General features: G+C 52.7%; 31 protein-coding genes and 3 pseudogenes. 19 read left to right on the forward strand and 15 right to left on the reverse strand.

The features are described 5' to 3' along the window. The first annotated feature begins 17 nt into the window (after nt 1-17). The 16 genes and pseudogenes from DDY07_RS06570 (at nt 18) to DDY07_RS06640 (ending at nt 9,999) form a co-directional block, all read left to right on the forward strand. Complete coding sequence (locus DDY07_RS06570; protein ID WP_171695267.1) at nt 18-761, forward strand: bifunctional 2-polyprenyl-6-hydroxyphenol methylase/3-demethylubiquinol 3-O-methyltransferase UbiG; 744 nt, start codon at nt 18-20, stop codon at nt 759-761. Further along, the gene (locus DDY07_RS06575; protein WP_171695268.1) at nt 758-1,159 is read left to right on the forward strand and encodes a GFA family protein; all 402 of its coding nucleotides are present in this window, start codon (nt 758-760) and stop codon (nt 1,157-1,159) included. Before DDY07_RS06570 ends, DDY07_RS06575 begins: the two co-directional genes overlap by 4 nt. Nucleotides 1,160-1,176: 17 nt before the next feature. Then, nucleotides 1,177-1,665 carry a signal peptidase II gene (gene lspA / locus DDY07_RS06580; protein ID WP_171695269.1) on the forward strand — a complete coding sequence of 163 codons (489 nt, stop codon included), beginning with the start codon at nt 1,177-1,179 and terminating at the stop codon, nt 1,663-1,665. Nucleotides 1,666-1,672: 7 nt separating this feature from the next. Next, nucleotides 1,673-3,169 (forward strand): amidase, encoded by a 1,497-nt coding sequence (locus tag DDY07_RS06585; protein ID WP_171695270.1) that lies wholly within the window; start codon nt 1,673-1,675, stop codon nt 3,167-3,169. Continuing rightward, nucleotides 3,157-3,975 (forward strand): alpha/beta fold hydrolase, encoded by an 819-nt coding sequence (locus tag DDY07_RS06590; RefSeq protein ID WP_171695271.1) that lies wholly within the window; start codon nt 3,157-3,159, stop codon nt 3,973-3,975. Before DDY07_RS06585 ends, DDY07_RS06590 begins: the two co-directional genes overlap by 13 nt. 24 nt (nt 3,976-3,999) lie before the next feature. Beyond that, entirely contained in the window at nt 4,000-4,689 is a 690-nt protein-coding gene (locus DDY07_RS06595; RefSeq protein WP_171695272.1) for a CTP synthase, read from the forward strand. Continuing rightward, entirely contained in the window at nt 4,686-4,976 is a 291-nt protein-coding gene (locus DDY07_RS06600; RefSeq protein WP_171695273.1) for a DUF1330 domain-containing protein, read from the forward strand. Before DDY07_RS06595 ends, DDY07_RS06600 begins: the two co-directional genes overlap by 4 nt. A 41-nt stretch (nt 4,977-5,017) precedes the next feature. Beyond that, nucleotides 5,018-5,407, forward strand: a complete 390-nt coding sequence (locus DDY07_RS06605) for a tautomerase family protein (RefSeq protein WP_171695274.1) — start codon at nt 5,018-5,020, stop codon at nt 5,405-5,407. Nucleotides 5,408-5,447: 40 nt separating this feature from the next. Continuing rightward, the gene (locus DDY07_RS06610; protein ID WP_171695275.1) at nt 5,448-6,080 is read left to right on the forward strand and encodes an FMN-binding negative transcriptional regulator; all 633 of its coding nucleotides are present in this window, start codon (nt 5,448-5,450) and stop codon (nt 6,078-6,080) included. Between the two features lie 24 nt (nt 6,081-6,104). Beyond that, the gene (locus tag DDY07_RS06615; RefSeq protein ID WP_171695276.1) at nt 6,105-6,578 is read left to right on the forward strand and encodes an N-acetyltransferase; all 474 of its coding nucleotides are present in this window, start codon (nt 6,105-6,107) and stop codon (nt 6,576-6,578) included. 166 nt (nt 6,579-6,744) lie between these two features. Then, nucleotides 6,745-6,900 carry a hypothetical protein gene (locus tag DDY07_RS06620; RefSeq protein ID WP_171695277.1) on the forward strand — a complete coding sequence of 52 codons (156 nt, stop codon included), beginning with the start codon at nt 6,745-6,747 and terminating at the stop codon, nt 6,898-6,900. Between the two features lie 154 nt (nt 6,901-7,054). Then, a pseudogene (locus tag DDY07_RS24410) lies at nt 7,055-7,279 on the forward strand (hypothetical protein); the annotation flags it as partial. A gap of 5 nt (nt 7,280-7,284) precedes the next feature. Further along, the gene (locus DDY07_RS06625; RefSeq protein WP_171695278.1) at nt 7,285-7,608 is read left to right on the forward strand and encodes a hypothetical protein; all 324 of its coding nucleotides are present in this window, start codon (nt 7,285-7,287) and stop codon (nt 7,606-7,608) included. Nucleotides 7,609-7,785: 177 nt separating this feature from the next. Continuing rightward, a complete protein-coding gene (locus DDY07_RS06630) occupies nt 7,786-8,397 on the forward strand; it encodes a TetR/AcrR family transcriptional regulator (RefSeq protein ID WP_171695279.1) in 612 nt (203 codons plus the stop codon). A gap of 1 nt (nt 8,398) precedes the next feature. Further along, entirely contained in the window at nt 8,399-8,938 is a 540-nt protein-coding gene (locus DDY07_RS06635; protein ID WP_171695280.1) for a methyltransferase dimerization domain-containing protein, read from the forward strand. 203 nt (nt 8,939-9,141) lie between these two features. Next, nucleotides 9,142-9,999 carry a GyrI-like domain-containing protein gene (locus tag DDY07_RS06640; RefSeq protein WP_367650856.1) on the forward strand — a complete coding sequence of 286 codons (858 nt, stop codon included), beginning with the start codon at nt 9,142-9,144 and terminating at the stop codon, nt 9,997-9,999. A 218-nt stretch (nt 10,000-10,217) separates the two neighbouring features. On the opposite strand, the gene DDY07_RS06645 is transcribed toward DDY07_RS06640, so the two are convergent. The 3 genes and pseudogenes from DDY07_RS06645 to DDY07_RS06650 form a co-directional block, all read right to left on the reverse strand. Next, nucleotides 10,218-10,364: a hypothetical protein gene (locus DDY07_RS06645; protein WP_165385956.1), complete on the reverse strand. Its 147-nt coding sequence runs from the start codon at nt 10,362-10,364 to the stop codon at nt 10,218-10,220. A gap of 40 nt (nt 10,365-10,404) precedes the next feature. Beyond that, a pseudogene (locus DDY07_RS24020) lies at nt 10,405-10,649 on the reverse strand (conjugal transfer protein); the annotation flags it as partial. A 265-nt stretch (nt 10,650-10,914) separates the two neighbouring features. Then, a pseudogene (locus DDY07_RS06650) lies at nt 10,915-12,037 on the reverse strand (IS5 family transposase). 218 nt (nt 12,038-12,255) lie between these two features. Here DDY07_RS06650 and DDY07_RS06655 point away from each other — a divergent pair. Continuing rightward, complete coding sequence (locus DDY07_RS06655) at nt 12,256-13,005, forward strand: IS5 family transposase (RefSeq protein WP_171695282.1); 750 nt, start codon at nt 12,256-12,258, stop codon at nt 13,003-13,005. 902 nt (nt 13,006-13,907) lie between these two features. Here DDY07_RS06655 and DDY07_RS06660 read toward each other — a convergent pair. The 8 genes from DDY07_RS06660 to chrA form a co-directional block, all read right to left on the reverse strand. Further along, nucleotides 13,908-14,756 (reverse strand): EAL domain-containing protein, encoded by an 849-nt coding sequence (locus tag DDY07_RS06660; protein WP_171695283.1) that lies wholly within the window; start codon nt 14,754-14,756, stop codon nt 13,908-13,910. Between the two features lie 322 nt (nt 14,757-15,078). Continuing rightward, nucleotides 15,079-15,540 (reverse strand): cytochrome c, encoded by a 462-nt coding sequence (locus tag DDY07_RS06665; RefSeq protein WP_171695284.1) that lies wholly within the window; start codon nt 15,538-15,540, stop codon nt 15,079-15,081. 35 nt (nt 15,541-15,575) lie between these two features. Next, complete coding sequence (locus DDY07_RS06670) at nt 15,576-16,286, reverse strand: cytochrome b/b6 domain-containing protein (RefSeq protein WP_171695285.1); 711 nt, start codon at nt 16,284-16,286, stop codon at nt 15,576-15,578. An 18-nt stretch (nt 16,287-16,304) separates the two neighbouring features. Further along, the gene (locus tag DDY07_RS06675) at nt 16,305-17,198 is read right to left on the reverse strand and encodes a dienelactone hydrolase family protein (protein WP_171695286.1); all 894 of its coding nucleotides are present in this window, start codon (nt 17,196-17,198) and stop codon (nt 16,305-16,307) included. A 158-nt stretch (nt 17,199-17,356) separates the two neighbouring features. Beyond that, nucleotides 17,357-17,767, reverse strand: a complete 411-nt coding sequence (locus DDY07_RS06680; RefSeq protein WP_171695287.1) for a biopolymer transporter ExbD — start codon at nt 17,765-17,767, stop codon at nt 17,357-17,359. Continuing rightward, the gene (locus DDY07_RS06685; protein ID WP_171695288.1) at nt 17,767-18,534 is read right to left on the reverse strand and encodes a MotA/TolQ/ExbB proton channel family protein; all 768 of its coding nucleotides are present in this window, start codon (nt 18,532-18,534) and stop codon (nt 17,767-17,769) included. The genes DDY07_RS06680 and DDY07_RS06685 overlap by 1 nt, the downstream gene beginning before the upstream one ends. Before the next feature lie 17 nt (nt 18,535-18,551). Further along, entirely contained in the window at nt 18,552-19,361 is an 810-nt protein-coding gene (locus DDY07_RS06690; protein WP_171695289.1) for an energy transducer TonB, read from the reverse strand. Between the two features lie 609 nt (nt 19,362-19,970). After that, nucleotides 19,971-21,347 carry a chromate efflux transporter gene (chrA, locus tag DDY07_RS06695; protein ID WP_171695290.1) on the reverse strand — a complete coding sequence of 459 codons (1,377 nt, stop codon included), beginning with the start codon at nt 21,345-21,347 and terminating at the stop codon, nt 19,971-19,973. Nucleotides 21,348-21,814: 467 nt separating this feature from the next. Here chrA and DDY07_RS06700 point away from each other — a divergent pair, with 467 nt between their 5' ends. After that, nucleotides 21,815-22,174, forward strand: coding sequence for a hypothetical protein (locus DDY07_RS06700; protein ID WP_129871394.1), 360 nt, complete (start codon nt 21,815-21,817; stop codon nt 22,172-22,174). Nucleotides 22,175-22,220: 46 nt separating this feature from the next. Here the strand turns inward: DDY07_RS06700 and DDY07_RS06705 are convergent, their stop codons facing one another. After that, nucleotides 22,221-22,820: a hypothetical protein gene (locus DDY07_RS06705; RefSeq protein ID WP_033158672.1), complete on the reverse strand. Its 600-nt coding sequence runs from the start codon at nt 22,818-22,820 to the stop codon at nt 22,221-22,223. Here DDY07_RS06705 and DDY07_RS06710 point away from each other — a divergent pair. After that, on the forward strand, nt 22,819-22,992 hold the full coding sequence (locus DDY07_RS06710; protein ID WP_171695291.1) for a hypothetical protein: 174 nt from the start codon (nt 22,819-22,821) through the stop codon (nt 22,990-22,992). The genes DDY07_RS06705 and DDY07_RS06710 overlap by 2 nt on opposite strands. 105 nt (nt 22,993-23,097) lie before the next feature. Here the strand turns inward: DDY07_RS06710 and DDY07_RS06715 are convergent, their stop codons facing one another. The 3 genes from DDY07_RS06715 to DDY07_RS06725 form a co-directional block, all read right to left on the reverse strand. Then, entirely contained in the window at nt 23,098-23,958 is an 861-nt protein-coding gene (locus DDY07_RS06715; protein ID WP_171695292.1) for a carbon-nitrogen hydrolase family protein, read from the reverse strand. Continuing rightward, nucleotides 23,951-24,553: a GNAT family N-acetyltransferase gene (locus DDY07_RS06720; protein WP_171695293.1), complete on the reverse strand. Its 603-nt coding sequence runs from the start codon at nt 24,551-24,553 to the stop codon at nt 23,951-23,953. The genes DDY07_RS06715 and DDY07_RS06720 overlap by 8 nt, the downstream gene beginning before the upstream one ends. A 125-nt stretch (nt 24,554-24,678) precedes the next feature. Then, complete coding sequence (locus tag DDY07_RS06725) at nt 24,679-24,987, reverse strand: DUF6156 family protein (RefSeq protein WP_171695294.1); 309 nt, start codon at nt 24,985-24,987, stop codon at nt 24,679-24,681. Nucleotides 24,988-25,085: the final 98 nt, after the last annotated feature.

A 25,085-nucleotide genomic window follows, 5' to 3' on the forward strand; every position in this document is an offset into this window, starting at 1 on the left:
AGACTACAGGAAATAGCATGACCGTAAAAGAACACTACGACCGGCATCTTGGCGATTTTTATGCGTGGATGGTTGGAGACTTCGACGCCAGGCAAAAAGAATTTCAACAATTCTTGGCGGCAAACGATTTATCTCCAAAAAGTAATTCAATTTCCTTAGATCTGGGAGCAGGGCACGGTGTACAAAGCGTATCCTTGGCCAAACTGGGATACACGGTAAAAGCAATCGACTTTAACCAACAGCTGTTATCCGAATTGATCGACAATGCGCAGAGACTTTCCGTTATCGGCTTTAATGACGATATTCGTCAGGTCAAAGAATATGCCGATCCCAAACCTGAACTTATTATTTGCTGCGGCGACACACTGACGCATCTCGAAAGCTTGGATGACATTCGGCAATTGATTATCGATTGCTGCGAATCGTTAATTGAAAGCGGAAAACTGGTTTTATCTTTTCGAGATTATTCAACGCCACTCACAGGCGATCAGCGCTTTATTCCAGTAAAAAGTGACGACACCAAAATACTGACCTGCTGCCTAGATTATGAGGCAGACCGGGTGCGGGTGACGGATTTGTTGCAGATTAAAACGGAAAACGGCTGGCAGCAAAAAGTGAGTTCCTACTATAAAGTCCGTGTCTCTCCAAACAATGTCGTGAAAATCCTTGCCGATTGTGGCTTGAGGATGGCGTTTAACGAAGTCGTTAATCGAATGACGACCATCGTAGCGATTAAGCCCCAACTTCGAGAGATGACATGAGCGAATTTAAAGGCGGCTGCATATGCGGAGCGGTTCGATACGCAGTGAAATCCGCGCCGCGTTTGTCTTTTTTATGCCAATGTCGGCAATGTCAAAGAATCACCGGCACAGGCCATTCGGCCGAGTTTGTGGCATCGGCAAACGACACGATGATTTCGGGAGCGCTGAAATTTTACGAACTGACTGCCGATAGCGGCAATACCGTCACGAGCGGCTTTTGTCCGACTTGCGGCAATCCGGTTTTAAAGAAATCATCGGGTTATCCGGGCATGCTGTTTTTCCATGCCGCGACCTTGGACAATCCCGGTTTGTTTAAGCCACAAACCGTTTTTTGGCATGCAAGCCATCAGCCCTGGGACTTTGTAGATCCAAGTCTTGAAATAAAAGAACACGTCTAACCTGAGGAAACACCGAAATGAACATGATGAAACGCGCACTCCTGGTCTTTATTGTGTTGGTCTCCTGCGTCGGTTGCGACCAGGCCACCAAGTCCATAGCCCAATCGTTTTTATCCGAGACCGAAGTCTGGTCGTTTTGGGGTGATACCGTGCGCTTGCAGTTGGCCCACAACCACGGTGCATTTTTGGGTTTGGGGTCGTCGCTTCCGGACACCCTGCGCGACGGCTTGTTTTCAGGTGGTGTTGCCTTGGCGTTATTGGCTTTGCTGGGTTACATCTTGCTTGCAAAATCGACCTCGCCGTCCTCAATATTGGCATATACGCTGTTATTGGCGGGTGGCTTGGGCAATCTGATCGATAGATTGATGTACGGCGGCTATGTGGTGGATTTTATCAACATGGGCATCGGGCCAATCCGCACCGGTGTGTTCAACGTGGCCGATGTGGTTGTGGTCGCTGGCGCGTTGATGTTATTTATTGGTATGCCCTGCGTTAACAGGGGCTGATTGAACAATGAATCCTTTCCGAGAATATCCGCAATACGACGCCTTGGGCCTCGCGCAGTTGGTGCAATCCGGCGAGGTCACGGCTGGGGAATTGCTGAAGGCGGCTCAGGCGCGTTTGGCCGCTTTCAATCCGTTACTGAATGCCGTCGTCACGCCGATGGATGAATTGGCGGAATCGCTGGTGAAAAATCTAGGCAACCGTGGGCCGTTTACCGGCGTGCCGTTTCTGGTCAAGGATTTGATGCTGCGTTTTGCAGGCGTCCCGATGTCGAACGGTAGCGTGGCGACGAAGGATTACCGTCCCGCCGCCGATAGCGAAATGGCCACCGGGCTCAATACCGCCGGTTTGATTACTTTCGGCAAGACCAACACCTCCGAGCTCGGCGCATCGGCGCTGGCCAACAACGCCGTGTTCGGTAGCACCCGCAACCCCTGGGATTTAAGCCTTAATTCGGGTGGATCCAGTGGCGGCAGTGCCGCAGCCGTGGCTGCCCGCATCGTGCCTATGGCCTATTCCAGCGACGGCGGTGGATCGATCCGGCTGCCGGCTTCCTATTGCGGCATCTTCGGTTTCAAACCGTCCCGAGGCTTGAACCGCTTCGAAGATTTATCGAAGGCGTGGGGTGGGGCGGTGGTCAGCCATGTCTGCACGATCAGCGTGCGCGACAGCGCCGCCTATTTGGATCTGGTGACCGGCAACACCGATCAGGCTTACTCCGCGACCAAGCCGCCGCCCCAGTCTTATCTATATGCCGCCACGCAGCCACCGAAACGCCTGAAAATTGCGCTGATCAACCGGGCTCCGGTCGAAACGCCGATACACCGCGAGTGTATCGCTGCCGCGGCCAAAGCCGCCAAACACTGCGAAGCGCTCGGCCACGTTGTGGAGGAAGCGGCCTGGAACTTCGATGGCCGCGAATTGATGCGCGCCTTTCTGACCGTAATTTTTTACTATACCGCACGGGATGTCGCCAACATGGCGCAACTGCTGGAGCTGACCGAGCCTCAGCTGGCCATCGAATTGAATACCCGTCTGATGGCCGGCATCGGCAAAGGCGTGAGCGACGAACAGCTGCAGCAGGCGCTGGCTGTCTGGCAGCGGATTGCCGGACGTTTGGCCGATTTTCATAGTCGCTACGACGTGATCCTGACGCCGACGGTCGCCACGCCACCGTTGGCATCCGACGCGCTCGATCCCAACGTCTTGGAACAATGGCTGATGCGCGGATTGCTGGCGACCGGCTTGGCCGACAAGCTATTCTCCGACAGCTTGCTGGATGCGATCATCAGCAAAGCCGTGCAGCAAACGCCGTTCACCCCTCTTGCCAACATCACCGGCCAACCGGCCATGTCGATGCCGCTGTATTGGAGCGGCGACGGCTTGCCGCATGGCGCGCAGTTCATGGCGGCAACCGGTAACGACCGGCTATTGTTGCAACTGGCCGCCCAACTCGAACAAGCCGAACCTTGGAAACACAGGATGCCGCCGTTATGCCATCAATAGAATTTAGCCAATTCGGCGCCGCCGACGGCCGGCCGGTGATTTATTTCCACGGTACGCCGGGTTCGCCTGACGAATGCGAAATATTCGATATTTATGGCAAACAACATCAGCTGACCATAATTTGTTATGACCGCTCGACCATAGCCCCTAGTTTGCAAGGCGATGCTTATTACCAATGCATAGCCGATGAGATTGCCAAGAAGGTTGGCGATAAACCCGTTGATTTTATCGGCTTTTCGATCGGCGCTTTCGTTGCCTTGCAAGTTTGTCGCGCGATGAACGGCAAAGTCCGCAGCCTGCATTTGGTTTCCGCCGCCGCGCCGCTGGATGCCGGCAACTTTATCGACGCGGCGGCGGGAAAAGCCGTTTTCCGGCTGGCTCAAAATCATCCGTCGACATTTCTGCTGCTGGCTCGGGTACAAGGATGGTTGGCGAGTCGATTTCCCGGCCTGTTGTTGCGGATGTTATTTGCCAGCGTAGCCGGCGAAGACCGAGCGTTGCTGGCCGATCAGGGGTTTCGGATCACGATGATGAAAACGCTCAAAACCTGCTTCAAGCGCGATTCCCTAGGCTATGCTCGCGACGTCATCGCCTACGTCCAGCCCTGGAAAGCAACGCTGGCCGATATCAACGTCGATACTCAGATCTGGCACGGCGCGGAAGACAACTGGTCGCCGCTTGCCATGGCCGATTTTCTGGCATCGGCGTTGCCTAGCTGTTCGAAAATCACGGTACTGGACGGACTTTCTCATTATTCCTGCTTGTATCGAACCGCACCGGCGATCTGTAAAGCGATCACCCCCTGAACTCACCCAGAAATTGACTCAGCCATGACTTTATCAATCGCATTGCTTGGCGAATACACGCCGACATTTCCGCCGCATTTGGCGACCAACGCCGCCATCGAACATGCCAAGGCGGCTTTGGGGTTGGAGATTAACGCCGACTGGGTTTCAACCGAGGACATCGACCAAACGCTGTTCGAACGCTACTCCGGACTCTGGATTGCGCCCGGTAGTCCATATAAAAACATGGATAAAACGTTGTCGGCGATTCGCCATGCCCGAGAAAACAACATTCCATGCTTCGGCACCTGCGGTGGTTTTCAGCACATGATTTTGGAATACGCCCGCAATGTGCTGGGATTCAAAGACGCGCAACACGCCGAGTACGATCCCTATGCCTCGAGTTTATTTATTTCGCAGCTGGCTTGTTCGCTGGCTGGGCGGCAGTTGCCGCTGACCTTCAAGCCCGGCTCGCGCGTCGCCGAGATTTACGGCGCGTCGACCGCCGGCGAACAGTATTACTGCAATTTCGGCATCAACCCGAACTATATCGAGGTATTGAAACAAGGCTCGTTGCTAATCACCGGTGCCGATGTCGAAGGCGAGATTCGGGTGATCGAATGGCCGGATCATCCGTTTTTCATTGGTACGCTGTTCGTGCCGCAAGCCCGATCCACGCCGGAGCAGCCGCACCCTTTGGTTTCGGCGTTTTTAAGGGCCGTGGCAAAACTATGAATGCCTATCTCATTTTGGATCTAACGATCCATGATTTTGATCGATTCCGAGAATACATCTTGAAAATACCGGCATTGATAGAAAAACATTCCGGAAGGTACGTGGTCCGGGGCGAACAGCCGACCGTTATCGAGGGTGATTGGAGCCCTGAAAGGGTCGTTGTCATCGAGTTTCCATCACGAGAACAAGCGAACAGCTTTCTTCAAGACCCCGAATCGCAAACGCTTTTTTCTTTACGCCATCAAACAACCACCAGTAAACTCGTTTTAGTGGATGGATGTTTGTAACGCAACAGTCAAGCCCAACATAACAACGGTTAGATCATCAAATGGCACAAATCAAAATCTACGGGATTAAAGACCATCTCAACCCCATCAAGCGGCAATTGTCCGATGTGATTCATGAATGCGTGGTGGAAGCGCTGAAGTTTCCGCAAGACAAGAGGGCGCACAGATTCTTCCCGCTGGAAAAAGACGACCTGTTCGCGCCCAGCGGCAGAACCGATGCCTATACGATCATCGAAATCACTATGATTAGCGGCCGGGAAACGGCAACCAAGAAAAAGCTGATTCGTTTGCTGTTCGATCGCATCCAAGAAAAAATCGGCATCGCTCACCAGGATATTGAAATTTGTATCTATGAAAGTCCCGCCTGCAATTGGGGATTCCGAGGCATGCATGGCGACGAAGTGACATTGAATTACAAAATCAATGTGTAACGGCATCGACACTTAAACAGTAAGCATCCAGCAAGCACTCATGTATATCCCTAAGCATTTCAACGAACCCCGAATTGATGTCATGCAGACATTGATACGCGATTATCCGCTGGCGACGCTGGTTACCTTATCAGCCGACGGCCTCAACGCTAATCACATTCCGCTGCATTGGGTAGAGGACGACGGTTTGCCTTACGGCAGCTTGCGCGGCCATATCGCCCGATCGAATCCGCTGTGGACGGACTTCGATCCGCAAACCGAAGTGTTGGCGGTGTTTCAAGCGGAAAACGCCTATATTTCGCCGTCCTGGTATGCAAGCAAACCGCAAACAGGCAAGGTGGTGCCGACCTGGAACTACACCGCCGTGCATGCATACGGCAAACTAAGGATAATCGACGACCCGGCCTGGATTCGTGGGCAATTGCAGGCCATGACGGATGAATTCGAAGCCGGTTTCCCAGAGCCTTGGGCAATAGCGGACGCGCCCGCCGATTTTACCGAACGCTTGCTCACGCAAATTGTCGGCATCGAAATCAGCGTGACCCGACTGCAAGGCAAATGGAAAGTCAGCCAAAACCAGCCGCCGGAAAACTGCAACAGCGTGATCGAAGCGTTGCGCGCATCCGGCCAGGCGGCCATGGCAAATTTGGTTGCCGACGTAGCTAAACCCTAACGCCAACCATTGATGGAAGCCGTCATGAAGCCATTTTCCGTTCGTCAAGCCACGCTGTCCGACCTGGATGCACTCGTTCCGTTATTCGACGATTACCGCCGGTTTTACGGTAAATCCAGTGATCCGCATGCGGCGAAATCGTTTTTGCGGGATCGATTCGAACACGGCGAATCGGTACTATTCCTGGCCGAGCAGGTCAATAGAGCCACCGGCTTTGTTCAGCTTTACCCCAGCTTTTCGTCAGTCTCGCTGGCTCGAACCTACATTCTCAACGATCTATTTGTCGATGCCGAATTTCGTAGGCAAGGCATTGCCGGCCGGCTCATAGCGGCGGCAGTCGAATATGCGGCAACCTTAGGCGCAGTCCGCCTGACCTTGTCGACGGCAGTAATCAACACCGAGGCGCAGGCACTTTATCGAACAACCGGTTGGACACGTGACGAACAGTTTTATGTCTACTATTTGCCTATCCCGGCCATTGAACCTTTAAACGACTAAGCCGTGTATGGTTTATATGATGGGTATGGTTTGAATCGGGAAGTTTTTATCCTGGTCAGTTGCTGGCGCGGTCCCTCCATCGATCCATTGATGCGGATTGCTACAGAATTAGCCGGGATGTTGGTTAATGTTGTTCCTTAACTTTATTACGTAGGAGAAGAGTTCTATGAAACATCACATCATCACCGTCATGATTTTAGCGGTAGCCGTGGCGTGTTATCTGGTCGGTTATTCCGGTATCGGTAACGCCGCTTTCATCGTTGGTGCGGGCTTCGAGACATGGTTTTGGATTCGGCTCTTGATCAAACGTCCGTCCGCTTAAAGCAGATTAGCGTTCGACGCTGATTGGCAGCCGGGTACGTGGCGCGCGGCAGATCGTTCACCGGTCGGCACAAGCTGAAGCGCCTCTTACTAATTGCCAAAACAGAGCCCCGATGCACCATTCAAACGAAATGTTAAGCCAGGAACTGGTAGCGATGGCAAAAAACGACCTTTCAGTACGGGAGGCGTTGGTCGCCGATGGCTCTCTAGGCCACGCTCTCTATCACCCGTATATGGAAGCCGTACATATCAGCAATGCCGCTCGCCTTGCAGCCATCATCGAGCAATACGGTTGGCCTGTACACAGTCTTGTGGGCGAGGAGGGGGCTTGGGCCGCCTGGTTGGTCGCGCAACATGCCATCGGCAATCCGCCATTCATGCGTAATTGTCTGTTTTTGCTAAAGCAGGCCGCCGCCAGCAACGAGGTTATCCGGAAACCGCCTTTCTGTTACGAGACGCCGTCATCAAAAACGATCCGGCGGTGTTGGCGTTTAGAATTTCGGCTTCCGCGACGATATTGATCGGCATCGTGCTGTTTTGCCTGGCTATCTACCGTTCGACGATCTATCCCAAGCCGGCGGCATTATTGATCTTCGCCGGCGCCGTGGTTTATGCGCTGGGGCCTATGATTTCGGTGTATGTGTCTACTGTTGGGATTTTCACCTTTGCCGTGGGCTGTATGCTGCTTGGGGTTCGTTTATTGCGCTGACCGCGAAGGGATGTCGTTGGCCGTCCCGCAGAAAATGCGATGCGAGGCGGTGACAGGGGGATCGGCTTTCTTCTATTGCACTTCAATCAAACCCATCATCTTGATTGGCGAAAACGTTAGGGTAGCTGTGCCGCCGGTGCTAACCTGCCGCTGTCATGGTTTGCAGGAGTTTTTACGATGAACGATATTCGCGACCCGGTTTATGCGCGTCTGCTCAAGGCGGCGCTGGACTGTTTTCTCGCCGACGAATACCACAAGGTCACCACCCGCGCCATCGCCGATCAGGCGGGCGTCAATATCTCGATGATCCGCTATTACTTCGGTAACAAGGAAGGCCTTTACGAAGAAATGATCCGCGAGACACTCAAGCCTCTCTTGGACATGCTTGACAGCGATACGCTGTCCGAGGCAGGTGGTTTCGCTGAATATCTACGCCTCTATTACGACACCATGCGCAAGCATCCCGAGTTTCCCAAGCTTATTCTCAAGGTGCTGGCCCTCAACCACGGGCCGGGCCGGCGTTTCATCCTGCAATTACTGGAACGCGGCCGCAGCGGCGGTGCGCGGCGGCTGGAACAGCTGAAGGCAAGCGGCCAGATCGATATAACGATCAACCCCGACGTGGCGCGCATGGCTTTCGTCAGTCTTGCGATGATGCCGATGCTGCTGAAAGACATCTTCGAGGAACAGATGGGAGGGCAGATGGACGAAGCCTTCCACGACGAACTCGCCGCTTTCAACGGCAAGCTGTTGGCGGCGGGCATGGCCGCCTCCCAAGCGGGAGCGTGACATGACATTGCAAAACAACGCCGGCGCGGTGCGCCGCTTTGCCAAACTCGCCAGATTCGGTGCCTGGCTACAAAACCTGCCCAACAAACTCGTGCCTGCGCCGTTCCGCCTGATCCAGATCGGTTCGGCCTATTGGCAATCGCGGGCGTTGTATGTCGCCGCGCGGTTGGACACTGCCGGCGCTTTGGCCGAAGGCGAAGCTAGCGCCCAAACTTTGGCCGACCGGGTCGGCGCCGACGCCGATGCCCTCTACCGCTTGCTGCTTATGTTGGTGGCGATGGGCGTGTTCGAAGAAGTCTCGCAACGTCGCTTCCGCAATAACAAACTATCGACTTATCTGCGTCTGGACCATCCCAACAGCCTGCGGGCAATGGTGCTGATGCACAACTCGCCGGCAATGAGCCGGCCGTGGTTCGAACGGTTGGAGCAGGGTGTGCGTAGCGGCGGCGTGCCGTTCGAATCGGCGCACGGACAGGCTTTTTACGACTACATGGACAGCCACTCGCAGCGGACAGCAGGCCATTGTGTCGCCGAAACTTGAGTGGCGATACTTCTGCCACGCTTGCATCCCTGGCAGGCCCCGCCTCCCGGGTGGTCGGCAAAACGGTGGCGTCCGACGATCTGCCGCACTCGCGCCAGTGCATTCCATTTGTTCTACGCATTTCCGGTATCAATTGAGCACGTTGAGTAAGGCGCGAAGATTAGGCGCTTGTTACAGTAGCGCTCGATTGAGGAGGTATGAAAGTGGACGATAAAACGGCCAGCGCGGCCTATGCCATGCGTTTCGATTACATAGACCAACATCTGTTCAAGCCGTTGTCGGTCGACGAACTGAGCAAACAGGCCAATTTTTCCCGATTTCACTTTCAACGCCAGTTCTCCGCTTACACCGGGTTGAGCACGACGCGCTACATTCGGTTATTGCGCTTACGCAAGGCGTCTTACCAACTGGTATTTCAGGAGCGGCGCAGCATTACCGATATTGGCCTGGACGCCGGTTTCGAGAATGCGGAATCGTTTTCCCGCGCGTTCAAAAAATGCATTGGACAAACGCCTACTCAATTTCGAAAGCACCCGGCATGGCAGCCATGGAATGAGCGCATGCTATTGCCCAAACGCCTAAGGAGTCCCCGGATGAACGTTACCATCGTCGATTTTTCAGAAACCCTAGTCGCAGCGCTGGAGCACCGTGCATCACCCAGCCTGCTTATGGACACGGTCAGAGAATTCATAACCTGGCGTAAGCAAAGCGGCTTGTCGCCGATCATCAGTATTCGGACGTTCGGTATCGCGTATGACGACCCGACTAACACGCCCACGGACTCATTCCGATTCGATGTCTGCGGGGAGGTCAAGCAACCCGTGCCGGCCAATTCGCACGGCGTGGCCAACAAGCAGATTCCGGAAGGGCGATACGCCGTGGTGCGCCATATCGGTTCAACCGACCGTATCAGCGACAGTGTTTATTACCTCTACCGGGAGTGGCTGCCGGAAAGTGGTGAGGAATTGCGGGAATTTCCGGTATTTTTTCATTACATCAAACGCGTGTCTGAAACGGCCGAACACGAACAGGTTACCGATGTTTATCTGCCTTTGGTGTAAGCGGAAAGCGGTCGAACTGCCGAGCTAGGGTAAAACTCGGGGTGCGTGGAGGGCAGGGCCGGGTGACGATAATCTTTGCCATCCCTTGTGAAAAAGCGGAAGACTAAGATTTAGCTTTTCCGATGGCCTCCAGGGAGAAGAGTGTGTAAGCAGGCGTGTCATCGGTGTAAAAAAATCAGAACTGTGATCGCCTTGGTAAACACCTGCGCTTGGTCGACCTACGCCGATTTCTTCCGCAATAAATAGCCGGAATAAGCCACGTGTTCCCGGCCGGCGACATCGACTAGAAAGCCGGTAGTAACGAACAAGCGATCGATCAAACCAGCGTTGTGTGGTGTAGCGGATTTGAGATTCCAAAAAGCCAATCATCACTATCCAATAACCAGAGAATCAAGTTAAACAACTGCTTTCCGTGGCGATGAACGGGTGAATCTTGGCGCCTCGGCCTTTGTTCAAAACCTGAATGAAGAGATCATTGATGAGACTTACGTCGCCTCGTGGACAAAGACAGCCACGGGCCATTCCGAGACGCCATAGTTGTAGCGATTGCTAACGACGGCGGCCAGATCCGTCAACAGAATCGAATCAATGGTGCTGCCAACCATGCCATCCGATAATGAGTCAAAGCCAATGTGAGCGACTTGTACTTTAGTGGCGAGCCACAGGGATGCGGAGTCAGCAGAAAAACATCATAATTTCAGTGTGAAATTTTCTGATAACAAAGAGTGTGTTGTGAAGATCTGGCACCTAACAGGCTGGTTAAAAACCCACTGATATTTCCCCTTACCCACGGTTGCCGTGATTTTTTCGAGTTGAAATCGGTCATGACATCGAGTTTCAAGCGTTTTGCCCCGGTTTCAAGGGCTTTTGATTCGCCTGAAGCCGTCTGTGGACGGTTTTCAGGCGAACTTCACCCTAGGCGGGTGCACTCCACGCCGGTTTCGGCGTGAACACCAATAGGTTGAGCATGCGCGTCAGGTTGTAGGCGGCAAAGCAAAACAAGGCCTGACCCGCGACTTTGGCTAAGCCGATGTGACGGGTTTTGCGCAGGCCGCCGACCGTTTTGACCCAGCCAAAGGCTTCTTCGACGATTTTGCGGCGCTTGAGACTTTGGGCGTAACCTTTGCCGCGCGCGGTGCGGCCGTCGACGGCACTGCCAATCTTTTTGCGGGCCACATGGGCTTTGATATCACGGGACTCGAGTCCGTTGACGAACGCCGGTTGGTCATAGCCTTTGTCGGCACCGACGCTGCCACCTTGGGGCACGCGGCGTTTGATCATGTTTTGCGCGGCTTCGATTTCGGCGGTGCCGGTGGCTTGAGTGGTTTCGACATCGACAATCAGGCCGTTGCGATTCTCGGACAAGGCATGGGTGATGTAACGCAGTTTGGCCTCGGTGTATTCGCCTTTTTTGTAAAGCCGGGCTTCGGGATCGGTCGTACTGTGGTGGGTGGCGTTGCTGCTCTTTTCGCCGCTGAAGTCGACCTCGGGATTGCGGCCGGCGGGTTTGTCCGGGCCGCTGCCGTCTTTCTTACCCAAAGGGCATAAATGACGAAGCTTTTGTGGGAAGCCCAGGCTTCGATCAGGCTACCGTCAACGCTGAAGTGTTCGTCGGACACTAGGTTTTGCCATTCGGCTATGGCCAGTACCCGCTCAAAAAATTCGCGACTCAGGGCTTCGGACAGCAGGCGTTCGCGGTTGGCGCTGAACACGCTGCGCTCCCAGACAGCATCGTCGATACCCAAACCAACAAACCAACAAACCAGCGAAACAACAGGTTGTAGTCCAGTTGTTCCATCAACTGACGCTCGCTACGGACCGTATACAGGACTTGTAACAGCAAGGCGCGCAGCAGTTTTTCGGGGGCAATCGAGGGACGGCCAGTGTGCGAGTAACGCGCGGCAAAGACGGCATCCATCGAGGCCAATACGCCATCGACCAACAGCCGTAAACGGCGCAACGGATGCTGTTTGGGAATGCGGTCTTCCAGGTTGATGTAGCTGAACCAGTTGTTTTGGATGGCATCGTGTCCGCGCATTGAAAGGCTCCAAATTTAGGTAGCCTATTTTAACCTCTTGTAACCGCCACGATCCTTAGTGACGCTCGATAGCTCAGTTTTTCACCAGCCTGCTAAAAGCCAAGGAATTGAGACGATGAGGCGTTTCATTAGGGGCTGTTGCCATTTTGTCATAATCCCTTTGAAAATCGATTGGCGAGCCATATTGATTGAGTTTTCAATCAAACGATAACTAGCGAATGCCACGCCAACTGCTTACAGATACCCACTGGGAAAAGCTAAAAACGATTATGTTGAGTTTCAGCATTTACGACAAACCCGGTCTTCGGCAAACGGTCGAAGGGATTTTTTATCGCTTGCGTGTTGGCTGCCCTTGGCGAGACTTGCCCGTCGCTTTTGGCAAGTGGAATGCCGTTTACAAGCGCTTCAATGCCTGGTCACTGCAAGAAAAGCTGAGGGGTATCTTTCAGGCGCTAGTGATTGAGCCTGATTTGGAATGGCTATTTATTGATGGCAGCATTATTAAAGCCCATCAACACAGTAGCGGCGGCGCCCATGAAAATCCAACAGCCATCGGGAAATCGGTCGCAGGCAACACGACCAAAATCCATATGGCGGTTGATGCCGGTGGACTTCCCATCCAGTTCTCGATTACGGGGGGCGAAGTACATGACTGCAAAGAGGCGCCGGAATTTGTGGCCAAGCTCCCCCAGGCGGGCTACATGATTGCAGACAAAGGGTATGACAGCGAGCCGTTACGAATTCAAATTCGAGACCAAGGCACAGTCCCCATCATCCCAAGAAAACAAAATTCAATAATCGGGAATGAGGAAATGGACTGGTGTCTCTATAAATATCGCCACCTCGTTGAAAACGTATTTGCGCGACTGAAACATTTTAGAGCTATTGCCACCCGATATGACAAACTAAAACGCAATTTTGAAGGTGCTATCGCCCTGGCTTGTGCATTTATATGGTTACCGATGTGAAACGGCAACAGCCCCTAGTGACAGTATAGGTTTTAGTATAGTAAATTAAGTTTAATATAAAAAAATCCTTATATTTCATGGGTAATACACTGTTGCATCATGGGCGTGTGTTGCATTTTCTCGTCTTGCTTGGTGCCCTGTGTTTTCTGATTATTCATTTTTAAATATTTGATATATAAGTAATATTTTTTATTAAAAATATTATCCACACTTTAGCGGGTAGTGTAGGTTTTAGTATGGGTTTCTTCAGGTTGTACACGTGCCTTCATTCGTTAAAAAACCTATATCAAATGCAATTCTACGCCTGCACCGCAACAGCTTTGCAACCTGGGCGGGAAATGGTTTTTGATGATTACCCTGGAATACGTTTGTCTAGGAAGGTGAGAATCTGATTTTGTCGTTATAGAAGCTGTATTGATGGATGTCTTCGGCAGGTATCGATTGGTCATTGGCCGGCTGTGTCGTTTCTATTGGCTATTGTCGCCTGGGAGGCTATGAAAAACCAGCGTGATTCTCGCAGTGATGCAGTATTAGAAGCCAACTGGACATGTTTACCGCCATAGTGCCCCAAAGGCTTCAGCTGAAATTGCGAGGATGTTTTACACAATGCTAAGCGACATGGCGGATTTACGATCCACTTTAATTAGCCGTGCAATGGCTTTTGATTTGATTCAAAAGTACGCTGCAGTATCGCTCGTGCAGGCTGGTATATTACGATGCGAGCTGGCGCTGCGTTGGATTATGCAATGGATGCTGGCAGACTGCCTGAAGCCGCGGTAGATTGGTGGCGCTTAATTTTGGCGTCTGCGACAAGATTTATGAGCTCAAATAGCCCATTTACCAAGCCGTGTCTAAAAGCTAAGCCCGCTTTATGCGGGCTTTTTTGTGCGGATTGCTCTGAATTAGCCATTGGCCGCAGAGAGCTCGACGCTTCGTTCGAAATAGTCTCCCTGTACCAGATCAAAGCCGGTGTTACGAGCTAATGCGGCTGTGCGTTTGTCATCGATTTGCAGTATGAAGCTTCGGCTGTTGATCGAGCTTGCCAAACTGCTTAATTGTTGGAGTTTTTCCAGGAGTGTATTGTCGCGGATGCGGTCCAATTCCAGCGCCGAGATGCCGACGAAGTCGGGCGCCGCGCGAGCAATTAACTCGAAGGCCGATTTTTCCAGCGAGTGATAATCAAACTTCAATGCCAGTTGGTAACCGCGGCGTTGATAATTTTGCAGGCCGCGCAGCAGCAATTGATAAAAACCGGCATAGGCGTTGTTTGCTGTCAGTGTGATGGCGACGTTGGCGGTTTGCAGGCCGCAGGCCACTATCACCTCTTCAAAATAAGCGCCATGATCTTCCTTGACACCGAGAATATGCCGAGGGTCGACTTCCAGAAACAATAATTCGTCGAGATGCGCTTGCGGCAAATAGTTCAGCATATGCACGGCTCGCGACATCCGGTCGAAGTTGATGATGGACTCGATATTAGCCTGTTCGGCCTGGGGCTGGGCCAGGTATTGTTCCAGCTCGCTGCTTTGTATCGTTTGTTTGTGAATAGTGGACACGTTCAGTTGCGCAATGTGCCCGATAACATTGGCCGTGCGCAAAGTCTGGCGCAGCGGCGACAATCTGCTGCCGATGCAGATGGGGCCGAATACCCCGTGCACCGCGCCGTTATCCAGCACAAATGGCCGTAAGCCGTTATTGTGTTCCTGCTCCAGTCTATCGTTAAAATATTCGACTAATTGTTGTAAAGGCATGAGTATCTGTCCAGTAAGTCCCTAATAACGGATGGTTTGCTAATAAACGCAGAGGGTAGCGAAACTAACTCATTAAATAAAACGATAATATTTGAAATTAATATGCCTAAATTAGAAGTGCAGCCGCAAAGCCAGGCATGCCGATTTTTAGGAAAGTGGTCAAACGCGATATGACGTGTTGGTCGACCTTTGTGAACGGGTGTTTCTATTCGTGGTTTAGAAATGGAACTCGTCCGAATAGGCTTCGGACAAGTCCCGACAAGCCGGGTTGCTGGCTGGAAATGCTTTAAAGCTGGATATTTGGCGTTCAGAGCCGATGGAATTATTCGCGAACCCGAATCAAATCGTGGCAGCTTTTGCAGGTAGCGCCGACTTTGCCGAATTGGGCTTTAACTTCTGCGGCATCGCCATTGGCCGCCACTTTTTGCAACTCGTTGGCTTCCTTAATGAACGTCGCTTCAATTTCTTTCACCTCGTCCTGCTTTTCGAAAAATTCAGGTTTCAGACGAGTCGCTTTCCAGCCGGTGCCTTTATCGGTGCCCGGGCCGTAAAGGCTGAGCAGGCCGGAATTAGCGACCGCGGCAACGGCATTCGCGGCCGCGATCACCTGATCCTTGTTAAAGGTTTCCGGATGATCGGCTGCCTGCGCTTTGATTTTCGCGGTATTCCAGCCCAAAAACGAGTAGGCGGATTGGCGGAAGCGGATCTGGTCTTCCACTTCGCCGGCCACGGCCGCCGTCGTGGCAGCGCCCAGCGCCAGTGCGACTATCAGTTTCAATTTCATGGGTTAACTCCTTGTGGTTGTAGAAAATGTAACGTTTAAGTTTTTGGATGGGCCGTAGCCGTTTGGAAGCTGGCCAACGGCGTCAGATAATTCACAAAGCCGCCGCTCCAAACGCCCCAGACCACCGTCACCGCGATCAACAAAGTGATGACGAAACGGAACGGACCAACCGGCTTGATCGGGGAGGGCGCCAGTGATCTGGGCAATTGCTTTTTGCCGGTCAGCATCGCGCCGACCAGATTGGTTTTTTTCAGGCGTTGATATAGGATAATCGCGCTGACATGCACGGCTACTAAGCCCAGCAGGATATTCACCGCGTAAATATGCCAGCCGCTCAGTTTGTCGCTGAACTCTTTATCGATGCTATGAAACAGCGGGCCTTCAAAGGCAATATCGTCGTTAGCAAACAAGCCGGTGAAGGCCAGAAAGCTCAATACCGCCAGCAAAGCAATAATCGCTATCGCACCGGCCGGATTGTGGCCGACGCCTTGCCATTCGCCTTTGACGTAGTCCACCAGTCTGGAAAAGGTCGGAAAGAAACTGGCGAACCTGGCATGCGTGGTGCCAATAAATCCCCAGATCAATCTGAATACCAACAAGCCCAGAATCAAACTGCCGAAGCGGGCATGCCAGTCGGTCAGATTGCCGCCCAGTTTGCCCGTGGCGTAAGCGCCGACCACAGCTATGACCAACAACCAATGAAACAGGCGTAATGGCCAATCCCAAATATGCACTTCCACTTTCATTGAAATCCTCCCGATGATTTAACTTTCGCGTAGATAAGCGTTGAAGAAACTGATGGTTCTGTCCCAGGCCAGCTTGGCGGTGGCGGTGTCGTAGCGTGGGGTGGTGTCGTTGTTAAAGCCGTGCTGCACGCCCGGATAGGTGTGGGCTTCGTAATTGACGCCGGCTTTTTGCAAGGCCGCTTCATAGGCCGGCCAGCCGGCATTGATGCGGTCGTCGACGCCGGCGTAATGGATCAGTAACGGCGCCTTGATTTTTGCGGCCTGATCGGCGGCGGGTTGCGCGCCGTAGAACGGTACGCCGGCCCCCAGATCCGGCAGCCGGGTAGCCAGGAAGTTGACGATGCCGCCGCCGTAGCAAAAGCCTACCGCGCCCAATTTGCCGTTACTTTGCGGCAGTTTTTTAATGGCTTGCGCAGCCGCCAAAAAGTCGGCCTGGGTTTTGTCTTTATCCAGTTTTTGGAACAATTCGCGGGCTTTGTCTTCGTCACCGGGATAACCACCCAAGGTAAACAGCGCGTCCGGGGCAAAGGCAATGAAATTATCCAGCGCCAGGCGCCGGGCGATGTCTTGGATATGCGGATTCAAACCCCGGTTTTCGTGGATAACCAACACCACGGGCAGTTTGCCGGCGGCTTTGGCCGGTTGCACCAAGTAGCCGCGAATCTTGCCGTTACCGTGTGGGGAGGGATATTCCACATACGTGGCTTTAATGTGCGGATCGTCGTCGGCGACTTGCTTCGCTTCGGCAAAACGCGGATTCAGCGCTTCCAGCAACGCTTCGGCGGTCAGGCCGAGCAGAGCGTACTTAGGTACCGACGATAAAAAATCCCGCCGGGAAATATCGCCATGCACGTATTTATCGAAAGCTTGTAAGGCTTCCGGATGAAAATCTTGAGCGGTTTTGCGCGCCATCCTACAGTTCTCCTAAAAGTTTGTGCCTAAACGCAAGGAAACCCTGGACGCAGCGGCTGCATCCTTGGTTTTGGCGTGGTTCGGATTGTGCTTGTGCCACGGCGTTTGCCGCCGTGATTAATCAGCCGGGCAAACTTGTTACCCGGCCAGTTCATGATTTATTGCGGAACCGTCAGAACCGACAGCTTGGTGACGCCGGCTCGTTCGATGGATGACATCACCTTGGCGACGATGCCGTATTGCACCGCGTCGTCCGCGTTCAGATTTAACGCAAACTCCGGATTGGCAGCCAGGCGGTTTCTCAGTTCGCCTTCGATGATTTCCAATGGAAACTCCTGTTTATCGATGTAGATTTTGCCTTGCGCATCGACGCTTAAGTAAGACGCCTGTTTGTCATCCGGCGGCGCGGTTTCCGCGGTTTTCGGCAGGTTAACGTGTACCGCCTGGGTCAATAAGGGCGCTGTGACGATAAACACCACCAGCAGCACCAACATCACATCCACTAAGGGGGTGACGTTGATTTCACCCATGACGTCATCGCCGCCGTCTTCTTTCGTATTAAATGCCATTATGCGTGCGCCTCTTTCGCGATTAAGTCTTCATGGGTATCTTTGATATTGGATTTTTTGCCGCCGCTGACATCGGTCAAACGTGCGGACGCTGCCGGTTTGCTGCCGGTGCGTTCGATGATGAAAGAGCTTTTCAGGGCCAAGTGCACAAAGTCGATGGCAAAATCGTCCAGGAAGGCCCAAACCACTTTATTGCGGCGGATGAAAAAGTTGTAACCCACAACCGCTGGTACCGCGACCGCGATACCGACTGCCGTGGCGATCAATGCTTCACCAATAGGACCCGCAACGACTTCCAAACTGGCCGAGCCGGTTTTGCTGATATTGGTCAACGCGCCCATGATGCCCCACACCGTACCGAACAGACCGACGAATGGGGAAATACTGCCGATGGTGGCCAGCACCGCCAGGCCGCTTTCCAGCGAGCCGCGCTCTTTTTGCATTTGCTGACGCAAGCGTCTGTCCAGCAACTCCTGCCTATCCCAAGTGTGTTCCAGGTCGTGCGTAGAGGCGCCGCCGTCGGTTTCGATCAGTGTGGAGAAACCGATGCCGGCGACTCTGGCGGCCGGACCATCCTGATTTTCCAAATGTGCGGCAGCCTGGATATTGGGCGCGCTCCAAAACTCCTTGTTGTAACGGCGGTTGTGATAGGAAATGCGGATGTGTTGCACGCCTTTTATCAGGATTAAACCCCAGGTAACTACCGAGGCGGCAATTAATGTGTTCAGAGTGCCATCGACGATGACATTGGTTGCGATATCAGACATTTTTGATCCTCAAAAAATTACAATTTAAAAGTGAATGGAACCGTGGTGTAGCGGGCAATCGCCGTATCGCCGCGTTTGGCCGGCACGAAAGACCACTTGAGAACGGCTTTGACGGCAGCATCGTCCAGGACTTTCTGGCCGCTTGATTTGCTGACGGTAACGCTATCGGTGGTGCCGTCCGGCAGCACGTGTACTTTCATCACCACTTTGCCTTCCCAGCCGCGTTCTTGCGCAACTTCCGGGTATTCCGGCAGTGGGTTGTGCAGGTAAGCCGCGTCGGCTACCGGCTCGGTGATTTTTTCTTCAACCACCGGCGCGGGAGGCGCTGGCGGAGCCGGTGGGGCGTTTTCTACCACCGGCCCTTCAACAGGCGCCGGCGCCGGCGCTTCCTCAACGACTTTGGGCACGGGTTGGATTTTTGGCGGCTTTAGCGGTACGACCTTGGGTTTGGGTGGTTGCGGTTTAACTTTTGGCGGCGGTGGCGGCACCGGTTTGGGTTGCGGCCTGGTCAAAGTGATTTGTACTTTGGTTTCGGGCTTGATCGGCTCCACAATTTCTTGTTCAAACGCCGCGCCGCTGAAGTGATCGACTACCGTGTTGTGGATAAAGATTGTTAGTGCGCCGATTAATAGAAAATCGACCCATTTGTGATCGCGGGTTTCGGTGACGTATTTAAAGTCTCCCAAGGCCACCGCAACCCGTGAATGCGTCAAACCTTCCGGCAACGGAGTGACAGGCGATTTTAATGAAACCACCTCTGTCGCGTCCCAATCCGCGGGGGCTCCCGCCGGTACCAGTTTATTAAAAGTTGCTAAAGGACTACTCATGCCAATGTTCCCCATTTCTTAAATATAAAGGCCATATTCCCCGTTGTGCCGCGTAAAGTAAGCGATTGTTTAGAATGGTGAATAGGCTTTGATCGCTGCTATTGATTTCTAATAGAGCACGAGCTGTGCCAGATTGTCGGATGGCGTCGCTATATCTGGCTTGGATGGCGAGTTAGAGAGCTAAGTGGTTTATTTATCGATTGTTTTTCAGGGAAAACGCCGGGCGATGCGCGAGCGGATAGCTAGGAATTTCAGCGGATATTCAATCCCGTATTGCTTGCTGAGCACCAATTTTCCGGAGCTTGTGTTTAAAGGGTGTTTACAGGGCAACAGTTGTTAAGTGCAAGAGATGTCTTAGCCGCAAACGACAACATGCGCTGAGTGTGGGATGGGCCTAAGTAAGCCGGCGAGGCCACGCTGCTGTCGGCTTGGGTCGCCAATGCCGACAGCTACAGAAAACCTTTGGGTTTGGTCGGAGCTTTTGTCCGCCAGCAATTCCAATACCTGCCGCAAGCTTTGTTAGGCGGTTTGGGATTGCAATTGTTGCCGTTCCGCAAAAGGCATAAAGGCTAACGGTATGTAAGGGCGGGGTTAATAGTTTGCTGGCAACTACAAGTTTATGCCGTGTTGACTTAGCCATGGCTTTAGAAAGCTCCATAACAGCCCGGCCGTACCGCTACCGACAATAACCGGAATAACCCCGGCTTTGTAACGAAACAAAGCCAGTATGGCGGCCAGTCCGATTACTAGAGCGACCTTGTCCGCCACGCCTTCAAGTCCTTGGGGCCAGAAGACGTGATAGGCAAAGAATACAGCCAGATTCAGAATGACACCTACCACGGCGGCGGTAACGCCGGTCAATGGTGCGGTGAATTTCAAATTGTTGTGAGTTGATTCCACGAGCGGTCCGCCGGCCAAAATGAACAGAAAGCTGGGCAGGAAGGTGAAGTAAGTCACCACGGTAGCGGCTAGTGCGCCCGCTAAAAATAAATGCTCGCCGCCGAATAGTGTCTGGTTCCAGCCGGCGACGAAGCCGACGAAGGTGACCACCATGATCAGCGGACCGGGCGTGGTTTCGCCCAAGGCCAGACCGTCAATCATTTGCGTTGGTGTCAGCCAGTGGTAATGTTCCACCGCGCCTTGGTACACATAAGGCAGCACCGCATAGGCCCCACCGAACGTGAGCAGGGCCGCTTTGGTAAAAAACCAACCCATCTGCGTTAATGCGCCGTCCCAGCCGTACTGAGTGCAAAGCCAACCGAGCGCACCGCCCCATAATCCCAAAGCGATAAAGGCCAGCCTGACCAGCTTACCGGTATTGAAGCGGGCGTGCTCGGGTGGGGGCGTGTTGTCGTCTATCAATGCCGGGCCGAAATGTGGGTTAGATTTGCCGTGACCGCCGCCTAAATTAAAATATTGGGGGGCCCATTTACCGCCGAGCGCACCAAGCAACCCGGCGACGAACACGATTAGCGGAAACGGTATTCGCAACGCAAAAATAGCCAGAAACGCTAGGGCGGCGATTGCCCATAACCAAGCGTTTTTCAAGGTCCGGGAGCCAATTCGATACGCGGCAAACAGCACAATCGCGGTCACGGCGGGCTTTATGCCATACAGTACCCCGGCCACGGCTGATAAATGCCCGTAAGCCATATAAACCCAACCCAAACCGATTAGAATCAACAGGGATGGCAATACAAACAAGCCGCCGGCCATGATGCCGCCCCAGCTGCGATGCATCAGCCAGCCGATATAGGTTGCTAATTGTTGGGCTTCCGGGCCGGGCAGCAGCATGCAGTAATTTAAGGCATGCAGGTAACGGCGCTCGGAGATCCAGCGCTTATTTTCTACCAGATCCTGATGCATGATGGCGATCTGTCCGGCGGGACCGCCGAAGCTGATAAAGCCCAGTTTCAGCCAATACCCAAAAGCCTGTTTCAAACTCACGGGCGGCGGTGGATTTCTGGATGCCTGATTGTTGTTCATCTGTTTGTTCCTGAGAGGGCCTTACAAAAAGTGTCGAAAATCTTTCCCGGTTTTGATCTGCGAAGCAAACGCGGCTTGCCATGACTTTGCCTGGTTTGGTGCGTGTCTTTGTTGTTTGGCATCAATTATGCTCGAAAATTTATGAGATTTATTCGTCAACTAATTGACTATCATAAGAAAAATTTTGCAACTAAGCGTTTTAAAATTCGCCACGCAACGGGTATCGGACTATTATTAGTCCTGTTTCCAGGATTGCATTTGCGGCCTGGTTCGCAGTACGGAATTAAAAATGTGTTAAGCGATCAATGCTTAGATAGGAACGCATTTGCCATAGCGGATTGTTAATCGTCAGGGTAATTTTGGCCGCTACCGGCAGATAGCTTAGACCGAGCGGGTTGGACAAGCGTCTTTAAAAGGAGGATTTGTTCGCCGAGCTCATAATGCCAACTTTGGAACAGGAGGAAATCATGAAAGCCCATGATTTTTCGTTTCTGAAGCAGTCCAAACCCATTTCCGCCGTCATTGGCGGCTGGCTGGTTATTTGTGCGCTAAATGTCCTCGCAGATGCGCCGCCGGTAAGTTTTGAAACGCCTTCCGCGTTAATTCTGACTCCTTCGGATCAAGCACTGACAGCCGATGCCACTGATAGCTCGAATCTTTTGTTGAGTAATGCCGGGCGCAGCACGGCAAACATTAATCCGACTGAAAAACGCAAAAGCCGACCAGTAAACTTGGGTTGCGGTGTCGATGTAAACCAATTCGCCAGTGAAGACAATTCCCTGTCCAGTCGATTGGTTGGGGCATGCGATTTGAAGTTTCGTTACTGAAATCAGGTATCTGTTGGTCGGACAAGATTCAAGTCTGGAAATGCGCTTAGCCGACCAAATGTTGGATTTGCTGACTGGTAATCGCGACGGTATTTAATTTGCGGATTTGCGGTTCGATGCCGTCGAAATTGCCACGAAATTCCATCAGACGCAGTTCGGCTTCAATATCAGCTACTTCCAGCAGGTTTTTCAGAAGCCTATCCTGCATTTCTCGCAAGCCGCGCTGCCGGCCGAAATAACCCTCCAGGCACTCGCCCACCAGCATGAATGCTGCCGCAAACACCGTCAATACTGCAAAAGCCAATACCAATTTTGGCACACCCTGGGTTAATGCCGCTATCAATGCGCCCGCCGACAGGGTGGCGATGGTGCTGCCGATCAAACGCAAGCGCACCGAGCCTCGCAAACGTGTGCTCAGCAAATTATAAATACTCAAACACTCCTGTCTGACCAGGCCTTTGGTGCTCATGGCTAAATCGACCAGTAACTGGGATTGCGACGAATTGTCTTGCCCGATTAATTTTCCGGGCCTGAGGGTTTCGGTGTAACCGGGATGCTTCGCGCAAATTTGATCCAGCAATTCCGGTCTTAACCTGCTGAGCAGATTGACCAGAGCCTGAATATCAAGAGCGATTGAGTCAAGCATGCATATCTCCACCGGGGCGTGTAAATGGACAACGGCCAATAATAACCGGGCTTTGGCTATTGCGGGCACTGATTTTTCGGCATTGCGCAAGTTTAGGAGAATTGGCGCAAAAACCAAGGAGGTAAGCGTTGTTAAAGCAACTGGCCTTGATGATGTACGTTTAGAACGCTGAAATGCCTTAATTGATCGGCGTTCTGTTGGAGCGAATTACGATATTATCCAGATACGCCAGGCCTCGTGCTGCCTGGCGTACTGCTTAGAGATGGGTTGTGAGTGCCTAGCGGCAATCGAACTGCTTAGGCCAATCCCGATAATTGAACACCTGACCTTCTTGGCGCACAGTATCCACTGCCGCTAAATCCAGGTCGGCATACACCCATTGCGCCTGGTTGTATTCACCAATCGCCAAAATCCCGTTGTTCGGAAAACCACGATCCACCGGCGTGTAAATCGCCGCCGCGCCGCAGTTGACGTCCACCGCTTCCGACCAATCGGCGTTACCGACCAAGGAGGCTTGTACGACATAGCATTGATTTTCCAAGGCGCGGGCTTGGCAGCCGATGCGCACTCGATAATAACCGGCTTCGGTGTCGGTACAACTGGGGACCAAAATTAAGGTTGCGCCGCGTTCCGCTTGTTGGCGGGCGTAATGCGGAAATTCGCTGTCGTAGCAGATATTGATAGCGACTTTACCGAATACGGTATCAAATAACTTGATGTCCAAGCCACGGGAAATATGCCATTGCTCGTTTTCAAAGCGAGTCATGGTCAGCTTTTCTTGATAATCCACGTCGCCTTGCGGGGTAAAGAAATAGGCGTGATTGCGAAATTCGCCGTTGGCGTGTTTGACCGGGTAAGTCCCTGCTTGAATGTAGACTCGGTATTCGGCGGCCAGCGCTTTAAATAGGTCCAGATAGCCGGGCAATAAGGTTTGCAAAGCATCCAGTTGGCCGTTCAATGAAGAATAAACTTCCTTCGGAAACAACGATGCCAATTCCATGCAGGCATATTCCGGGAACAGCAGAATCTCGGCTTTGTTCTCGGCGGCTTCTTTGACCCAACGGCGGGCCTTTGTTTCGAAGTTTTCCCAGGTTTCCAGGAAGCTGATGTCGTATTGGGCGCTGGCAATTTTAGGCACGGTCTTCTCTCAACCAAAAAGTCATCGGTTTGGCGGTTTCGGCGACATCGTCGAGGTCTTTCCAGGTGTAGGTGGTTTTCAGCTCGGGATGTTTGAAATAACCGCGCTTGTTCCAGAACGCATCCAGTGGCACGTAATCGGCTGGCCGGCGCGGGTGGTCAAGCGGGCGCTCGACGCAGCAAAAGGTGATGTGTCTGAAACCGCCCAAATCTTCGGCATGGGCTTCGCGTTGTTCGAAAAACTTCACGCCAATGCCGAGCCCGCGGTAGGCCTTGTTCAACACCGATTCACCACAATAAAACACTTGATTCGGATCGTAGCAATGTTCGATGAACGGCTTTTTGACCTCGTCGGTTTCATATTTCAACGGGATCGCCGTCGACGCGCCGATGATGGCGTCGCCATCGAATGCCAGCACGATGACGCTTTCCGGGCAATTTATGTAAGTTTGCAGGTATTTCTTTTCGTACTCGTAATCGCCGTCATACAAATACGGAAAATCCCGGAACACCTCAATGCGCAGGCGCGCCAGTTCCGGAATGTATTGAATCAAGGCTTCGCCGCTGAGGCGCTGGATGCGGATGTCTTTGCTCATGCTGGTTTGCGGTTGAATGAAAACAAAATGTCGGTCGCCAAGCTTAAGGCGCGAGAGACATATTGTATTGTAGGCGGTGGCGAATTGCCTATGGCAAAGGTTTATGAATCTATCACACCGGCCAGCTAATCAATTTTCAACGCAACTCCTGTTTCGTCAAAGCGTAACAGGTCGATCTCGCCGTCCGCATCCGTTATTTCCGCCTCGGCTAGAACCCCGTTAGCATGATAGGTATAGACGTGGCGTAATTCCACTTCCCCGTAGACGAGTTTTTCCAGCAGCATCAGACGCTGGTCGGCAGCGTAGCAGCCGCGAAAGTAAGTATTGCGGTTTTCCAGATGGCTTTCGTCTGCCAGTTCGTTGACCAGTTTCAAGGGTAGTTTTACGCCGCTATAGCTGATGAAATAGCGGGTATCGCAGTTTTCTAATTCCACTTCAATTTTCCCAGGCAAAAAATCTAATTACCGCAATATTTGTGCCGAAATAGGTGCCCCGAATTACCTGGGGTCGCCGGTGCTTTGGCTAGGCTACG

The sequence above is a fragment of the Methylomonas sp. ZR1 genome (genome assembly GCF_013141865.1).
In the GTDB taxonomy this organism is placed as follows: domain Bacteria; phylum Pseudomonadota; class Gammaproteobacteria; order Methylococcales; family Methylomonadaceae; genus Methylomonas.

What these genes read in the sequence shown, in the direction of transcription:
- DDY07_RS06570 (WP_171695267.1), top strand. Translation starts at nt 18, where the DNA reads ATGACCGTAAAAGAACACTACGACCGGCATCTTGGCGATTTTTATGCG.
- DDY07_RS06575 (WP_171695268.1), top strand. Translation starts at nt 758, where the DNA reads ATGAGCGAATTTAAAGGCGGCTGCATATGCGGAGCGGTTCGATACGCA.
- lspA (WP_171695269.1), top strand. Translation starts at nt 1,177, where the DNA reads ATGAACATGATGAAACGCGCACTCCTGGTCTTTATTGTGTTGGTCTCC.
- DDY07_RS06585 (WP_171695270.1), top strand. Translation starts at nt 1,673, where the DNA reads ATGAATCCTTTCCGAGAATATCCGCAATACGACGCCTTGGGCCTCGCG.
- DDY07_RS06590 (WP_171695271.1), top strand. Translation starts at nt 3,157, where the DNA reads ATGCCATCAATAGAATTTAGCCAATTCGGCGCCGCCGACGGCCGGCCG.
- DDY07_RS06595 (WP_171695272.1), top strand. Translation starts at nt 4,000, where the DNA reads ATGACTTTATCAATCGCATTGCTTGGCGAATACACGCCGACATTTCCG.
- DDY07_RS06600 (WP_171695273.1), top strand. Translation starts at nt 4,686, where the DNA reads ATGAATGCCTATCTCATTTTGGATCTAACGATCCATGATTTTGATCGA.
- DDY07_RS06605 (WP_171695274.1), top strand. Translation starts at nt 5,018, where the DNA reads ATGGCACAAATCAAAATCTACGGGATTAAAGACCATCTCAACCCCATC.
- DDY07_RS06610 (WP_171695275.1), top strand. Translation starts at nt 5,448, where the DNA reads ATGTATATCCCTAAGCATTTCAACGAACCCCGAATTGATGTCATGCAG.
- DDY07_RS06615 (WP_171695276.1), top strand. Translation starts at nt 6,105, where the DNA reads ATGAAGCCATTTTCCGTTCGTCAAGCCACGCTGTCCGACCTGGATGCA.
- DDY07_RS06620 (WP_171695277.1), top strand. Translation starts at nt 6,745, where the DNA reads ATGAAACATCACATCATCACCGTCATGATTTTAGCGGTAGCCGTGGCG.
- DDY07_RS06630 (WP_171695279.1), top strand. Translation starts at nt 7,786, where the DNA reads ATGAACGATATTCGCGACCCGGTTTATGCGCGTCTGCTCAAGGCGGCG.
- DDY07_RS06635 (WP_171695280.1), top strand. Translation starts at nt 8,399, where the DNA reads ATGACATTGCAAAACAACGCCGGCGCGGTGCGCCGCTTTGCCAAACTC.
- DDY07_RS06655 (WP_171695282.1), top strand. Translation starts at nt 12,256, where the DNA reads ATGCCACGCCAACTGCTTACAGATACCCACTGGGAAAAGCTAAAAACG.
- DDY07_RS06660 (WP_171695283.1), bottom strand. Translation starts at nt 14,756, where the DNA reads ATGCCTTTACAACAATTAGTCGAATATTTTAACGATAGACTGGAGCAG.
- DDY07_RS06665 (WP_171695284.1), bottom strand. Translation starts at nt 15,540, where the DNA reads ATGAAATTGAAACTGATAGTCGCACTGGCGCTGGGCGCTGCCACGACG.
- DDY07_RS06670 (WP_171695285.1), bottom strand. Translation starts at nt 16,286, where the DNA reads ATGAAAGTGGAAGTGCATATTTGGGATTGGCCATTACGCCTGTTTCAT.
- DDY07_RS06675 (WP_171695286.1), bottom strand. Translation starts at nt 17,198, where the DNA reads ATGGCGCGCAAAACCGCTCAAGATTTTCATCCGGAAGCCTTACAAGCT.
- DDY07_RS06680 (WP_171695287.1), bottom strand. Translation starts at nt 17,767, where the DNA reads ATGGCATTTAATACGAAAGAAGACGGCGGCGATGACGTCATGGGTGAA.
- DDY07_RS06685 (WP_171695288.1), bottom strand. Translation starts at nt 18,534, where the DNA reads ATGTCTGATATCGCAACCAATGTCATCGTCGATGGCACTCTGAACACA.
- DDY07_RS06690 (WP_171695289.1), bottom strand. Translation starts at nt 19,361, where the DNA reads ATGAGTAGTCCTTTAGCAACTTTTAATAAACTGGTACCGGCGGGAGCC.
- chrA (WP_171695290.1), bottom strand. Translation starts at nt 21,347, where the DNA reads ATGAACAACAATCAGGCATCCAGAAATCCACCGCCGCCCGTGAGTTTG.
- DDY07_RS06700 (WP_129871394.1), top strand. Translation starts at nt 21,815, where the DNA reads ATGAAAGCCCATGATTTTTCGTTTCTGAAGCAGTCCAAACCCATTTCC.
- DDY07_RS06710 (WP_171695291.1), top strand. Translation starts at nt 22,819, where the DNA reads ATGCATATCTCCACCGGGGCGTGTAAATGGACAACGGCCAATAATAAC.
- DDY07_RS06705 (WP_033158672.1), bottom strand. Translation starts at nt 22,820, where the DNA reads ATGCTTGACTCAATCGCTCTTGATATTCAGGCTCTGGTCAATCTGCTC.
- DDY07_RS06720 (WP_171695293.1), bottom strand. Translation starts at nt 24,553, where the DNA reads ATGAGCAAAGACATCCGCATCCAGCGCCTCAGCGGCGAAGCCTTGATT.